The sequence below is a fragment of the Sphingopyxis sp. genome (genome assembly GCF_036402335.1).
Classification (GTDB): domain Bacteria; phylum Pseudomonadota; class Alphaproteobacteria; order Sphingomonadales; family Sphingomonadaceae; genus Sphingopyxis.
In genome coordinates this window covers 1-5,267 of the sequence record NZ_DASWTD010000217.1, presented here as the reverse complement: position 1 = coordinate 5,267, position 5,267 = coordinate 1, and the positions used below count along the sequence as shown (strand labels likewise).

General features: G+C 65.2%; 4 protein-coding genes and 1 pseudogene. All 5 read left to right on the top strand.

Annotation, left to right across the window (positions count from 1 at the left end):
- Positions 1-367: pseudogene (locus tag VGD20_RS06790) on the top strand (DNA recombination/repair protein RecA); the annotation flags it as partial.
- Between the two features lie 173 nt (positions 368-540).
- On the top strand, positions 541-1,356 hold the full coding sequence (gene speB / locus VGD20_RS06785) for an agmatinase (protein WP_331133723.1): 816 nt from the start codon (positions 541-543) through the stop codon (positions 1,354-1,356).
- A gap of 18 nt (positions 1,357-1,374) precedes the next feature.
- The gene (locus VGD20_RS06780; protein WP_331133722.1) at positions 1,375-2,001 is read left to right on the top strand and encodes a glutathione S-transferase; all 627 of its coding nucleotides are present in this window, start codon (positions 1,375-1,377) and stop codon (positions 1,999-2,001) included.
- Positions 1,991-2,590 carry a hypothetical protein gene (locus tag VGD20_RS06775; protein WP_331133721.1) on the top strand — a complete coding sequence of 200 codons (600 nt, stop codon included), beginning with the start codon at positions 1,991-1,993 and terminating at the stop codon, positions 2,588-2,590. Before VGD20_RS06780 ends, VGD20_RS06775 begins: the two co-directional genes overlap by 11 nt.
- Before the next feature lie 72 nt (positions 2,591-2,662).
- Positions 2,663-5,267: alanine--tRNA ligase (gene alaS / locus VGD20_RS06770; RefSeq protein ID WP_331133720.1), on the top strand; the 2,605-nt coding region annotated here is incomplete at its 3' end.

Here is a 5,267-nt window from a genome sequence, read left to right as displayed (position 1 = left end):
CCGTCGCACCGGCCAGATCAAGAATGGCGACGAGATCGTCGGCAACACCACGCGCGTGAAAGTGGTGAAGAACAAGGTCGCGCCGCCGTTCAAACAGGTCGAATTCGACATCATGTACGGGCAGGGTATTTCAAAGATCGGCGAGATTCTCGATATCGGCGTCAAGGCCGGCCTCGTCGAAAAATCGGGTGCCTGGTTCAGCTATGACTCGATCCGCATCGGGCAGGGCCGCGAGAATGCGAAGACCTTCCTGACCGATAACCCCGAACTGCGCGAACGGCTCGAAGCCGCAATCCGCGGCCGTACAGACGCGGTAGCCGAGGAAATGATGGCTGGCCCCGACGACGAGGGCGACGACGACAATTGATGGCGATTGCCATCCGGCCGGTTCGCCTTGCTTGAACCGGCCGGCCGACGGCGGCGGGCCACCAGCCCCTTTGACCTGCGCTCCCCTCTCCCAAGCAGGTCGGCCCGCCCGCCGTTGAACCTGGCGCAGCCGTTGCTTCTTGCACGGACCTTGGCAGCGGCTACAAGCGGCGGATGCCCGCGATCCGTCTTTTCGGCCTGCCCACCGATATCAACAGCAGTTTCGAGCGCGGCGCCGCCGCCGGTCCCGCGGCGATCCGCGCCGCGTTGTGGAGCGACCGCGGCAATATGGCGAGCGAACTCGGTCCCGAGGTCGGTGCCGATATCGCACTCACCGACGACGGCGACCTGCCGCTGACCGAAAACACCCTGCACGACGACGCTACGATCCGCCGCTATCTGGCGATCGTGCGCGAAGATGGGGAAATTCCGCTCGCCCTCGGCGGCGATCATGCCGTGAGTTTACCGCTCGTCGAAGCCGCAGCGACATGCCACGGCCCCGTGACGATCCTCCACTTCGACGCGCACCCCGACCTCTACGACGATTTCGGCGGCAATCCGCGCAGCCATGCCTCGCCCTTTGCGCGCATCTGCGAGGCGGGCCATGCCAAGCGGCTGGTTCAGGTCGGCATCCGCACGCTCAACACCCACTGCCGCGAGCAGGCGGCGCGGTTTGGCGTCGAGATCATCCCCATGATGGACTTCACGCCCGATATGGTGCCGGTGCTCGAGGGACCGCTCTACATCTCGATCGACCTCGACGGACTCGACCCCTCGGCGGCTCCGGGCGTCGCACATCCCGAGCCCGGGGGATTGACGGTCCGCGAGATACTGGCCGTATTGCGCAAACAGACGGCGCCGATCGTTGGGGCCGATATCGTCGAGCTCCACCCCGGCCGCGATATCGGCGATGTCACCGCGATCGTCGGCGCGAAGCTGGTGCGCGAACTTGCCGCGCTGATCGACCGCAACGGCCCCTGCAAGAATTGACTATCCAAGGAGAGTGCCATGAGCCTGATCGTCCATCATCTGAACAACAGCCGCTCGCAGCGCATCCTGTGGTTGCTCGAGGAAATCGGCGCGCCATACGAGATCAGGTTTTACGACCGCGATCCGGTGACCAATCTTGCACCGCCCGAGCTGATCGCGGTCCATCCGCTCGGCAAGTCGCCGGTGATCGAAGATAATGGACGGGTTATTACCGAATCGGGCGCGATCACCGAATATCTGTGCGAGCGGCACGGTGGCGGCGCGCTCGTTCCCGAGCGGGGGACCGATGATCATATCAGCCACCTTGAATGGCTGCATTTCGCCGAAGGGTCGGCGATGACGCCGATCCTGCTGCGCATCTATACCGCGCGCCTCGGCGAAGCCGCCGCGCCGATCGAGCCGCGTATTTCGCAGCAACTCGATTCGCATTTCGCCTATATGGAAAGCCGCGTCGGGGAGAATGGCCACTTCATCGGCGACCGCCTGTCGGCGGCCGACATCATGCTGAGCTTTCCTGCCGAGATAGCGATCATGCAGGGCATGGCGCCGCGCTATCCCAAGCTCGCCGGCTTTGTGAACGCGTGCCACGTCCGGCCGGCCTGGCAGCGCGCGCGCGAAAAAGGCGGCGCCTATTATGGCTATTGAGTTTCGGGGCAGCCGGCGCACCCTGCTGGCCGCATCCGCCCTTATTTTCGGCGGTCCCGTTGCCCACGCCGCGCCGCCGGCGCTCGCGCCCGAGGTGGAGCGCGAGATTGTCGCCCCCGCAGATACGGCATTCAAGCCATCGCCGTCCGACGAGGAGGGGGCAGTCGACCGGTTCGCCGAATATAGGCTCGCGCTCGAACGCCGCGATTACGATGCAGCCTATGCCATGCTGCGCCTGTCGCTCCAGGCATCGAGCCCGCGGCTCGAATGGGAAATGAACCTCCGTAAGCGCGCTGCCCTGTGGGCCGATGGGCAGATCCGTCTGCTGCGGCTCAGCTGGTACCTTGATCCCGCGGGGCAGCCGGCGGGCCTCTATGCCGCTTTCGATTTCCGCGGCGATCGCAAGGACAGGACGATGGATTGCGGTTATGTCGTGGTTCACCGCGCCACACCCGCCGATGACTGGACGGTGGTGCGAACCGATACGTCCGAAGTCCCCGGTGACCTGATCGAGGACGGGGTTCCCAAGGCCGATGTCCTGCGGCAGCTCCCCTGCTATCTGGGCAAGGGGATCGCCACCAATTTCTGACCGATCACAGCGATGACGGTCATCGACACTAATCACCTTGTCGCATCGCCGCAAAATGCCTAATTCGCGCGCATGACATCGACCAATGACATTCGCCGTTCGTTCCTCGACTATTTCGGGGGAGCCGGGCACCATATCGAACCCTCGGCGCCGCTGGTGCCGTATAATGATCCGACGTTGATGTTCGTCAACGCGGGCATGGTGCCGTTCAAGAATGTCTTCACGGGCCTCGAAACGCGGCCGTACAAGACGGCGGTCTCGTCGCAGAAGTGCGTGCGCGCCGGGGGCAAGCACAACGATCTCGACAATGTCGGCTTTACCGCGCGCCACCATACTTTCTTCGAAATGCTGGGGAATTTCTCCTTCGGCGACTATTTCAAGGAACAGGCGATCCACCACGCCTGGACGCTGATCACCAAAACCTGGGGCCTCGCGCCCGAGCGGCTGACGGTCACCGTCTATCACACCGACGACGAGGCGTTCGAGCTGTGGAAGAAGATCGCCGGCCTGCCGGAAGAGCGCATCATCCGCATCGCGACGAGCGACAATTTCTGGTCGATGGGCGACACGGGACCATGCGGGCCGTGCAGCGAAATCTTTTATGACCATGGCGACCATATCTGGGGCGGCCCCCCGGGATCGCCCGAAGAAGACGGCGACCGCTTCGTCGAAATCTGGAATCTCGTATTCATGCAGTATGATCAGCGCGGGCCGGGCGACCGGATCGACCTGCCGCGTCCCAGCATCGACACCGGCATGGGGCTCGAGCGTATCGCCGCGGTGCTGCAGGGCGTTCACGACAATTACGACACCGACACGTTCAAGGCACTGATCGCCGCGTCGGTCGACCTGACCGGCGTCCCGGCCGAGGGCGCAACGCAGGCGAGCCACCGCGTGATCGCCGATCATTTGCGCGCATCGAGCTTCCTCGTCGCCGATGGCGTGCTGCCGTCGAACGAAGGTCGCGGCTATGTCCTGCGCCGGATCATGCGCCGGGCGATGCGTCACGCGCATCTGCTCGGTGCCAAGGATCCGCTGATGTACCGGCTGCTGCCGTCGCTGACCGCCGAGATGGGCGCCGCCTATCCCGAACTGATCCGTGCTCAACCGCTGATCGCCGAGACGCTGGAGCGCGAGGAGACCAAGTTCCGCCAAACGTTGGACAAGGGCCTGCGGCTGCTCGACGAGGCGACTGTCGGCATGGGTGCGGGAGCAACGCTGCCCGGTGAGGTCGCGTTCAAGCTCTATGATACCTACGGCTTCCCCTATGATTTGACCGAGGACGCGCTGCGCACGCAGGATATCGCGGTCGACCGCGCGGGCTTCGATGCCGCGATGGCGCAGCAGAAGGCGGCAGCGCGTGCGGCGTGGAAGGGCAGCGGCGAAAAGGCGTCGGACGAAATCTGGTACGACATCGCCGAAACGCAGGGCGGGACCGAGTTCACCGGTTATGGCGCGACGTCGGGTGAAGGCACGGTGATTGCACTCGTGAAAGACGGTACCTCGATCGCCGAAGCGACGGCGGGCGACGAAATCGTCGTGCTGACCAACCAGACGCCTTTCTATGGCGAAAGCGGCGGCCAGATGGGCGACAGCGGCACGATCGCGACGCTGGAAGGTGCCAGGGCGTCGGTGAGCGACACGGGCAAGCCGCTCGGGCGGTTGCACGCGCATCATGCCAGGCTGGAGGCAGGCAGTCTCAAGGTCGGAGATACGGTGCAACTCACCGTCGACGCTGCGCGGCGGGACCGGATTCGGGCCAATCACAGCGCGACGCACCTGCTGCACGCGGCGCTGCGTGACCGGCTGGGCGGACATGTGACGCAGAAGGGCAGCCTGGTTGCCGAGGACCGTTTCCGTTTCGACTTTTCGCACCCGAAGGCGCTGAGCGCCGAGGAAATCGCGGATATCGAAGCGGACGTGAATGCCCAGATCCGCGGCAACGAAGCCGTGACGACGCGGCTGATGACGCCGGACGACGCGGTTGCCGCAGGCGCGCTGGCGCTGTTCGGTGAGAAATATGGCGACGAGGTCCGCGTGCTCAGCATGGGTGCCGCGGACGATCATCATTATTCGGTCGAGCTTTGCGGCGGGACGCATGTGCGGGCGCTTGGCGACATCGCGCTGTTCAAGATCATCAGCGAAAGCGCGGTCTCTTCGGGCGTGCGGCGTATCGAGGCGTTGACGGGCGACGCGGCGCGCGTGTGGCTGAATGGCCGCGACGACGCGTTGAAGGCCGCAGCGGCGGCGCTCAAGACCTCGCCCGACGATGTGCCGGCGCGCGTTGCGCAATTGGCCGAGGCGCTGAAGAAGGCCGAGCGCGAGCTGGCCGACGCCAGGAAGGCGCTCGCGATGGGCGGTGGTAGCGGCGCGGCGAGCGGCCCGGCGGTCGAGCAGGTCGGCGATATCGCCTTCGTCGCGCAGGTCGTCGACGGGCTCGACCCCAAGGAGCTTCGTGGTACGGTCGACGGGCTCAAGAAGCAGGTTGGCAGCGGTGTTGCGATGCTCGTTGCGGTCAATGACGGCCGTGCGTCGGTCGCGGTCGGCGTCACCGACGACAAGGCGGGCAGCCTGAGTGCGGTCGACCTCGTCAAGGCGGCGGTCGCGGCGCAGGGCGGCGGGCCTGACGGCGGCGCGGCGAACGATGCCGTCGCGGCGGTCAAAGCGGCGCTCGCTT

Bases quoted from the DNA above. Each gene is read 5' to 3' on its own strand.
- VGD20_RS06775 (WP_331133721.1), top strand. From the start codon at position 1,991: ATGGCTATTGAGTTTCGGGGCAGCCGGCGCACCCTGCTGGCCGCATCC.
- speB (WP_331133723.1), top strand. From the start codon at position 541: ATGCCCGCGATCCGTCTTTTCGGCCTGCCCACCGATATCAACAGCAGT.
- VGD20_RS06780 (WP_331133722.1), top strand. From the start codon at position 1,375: ATGAGCCTGATCGTCCATCATCTGAACAACAGCCGCTCGCAGCGCATC.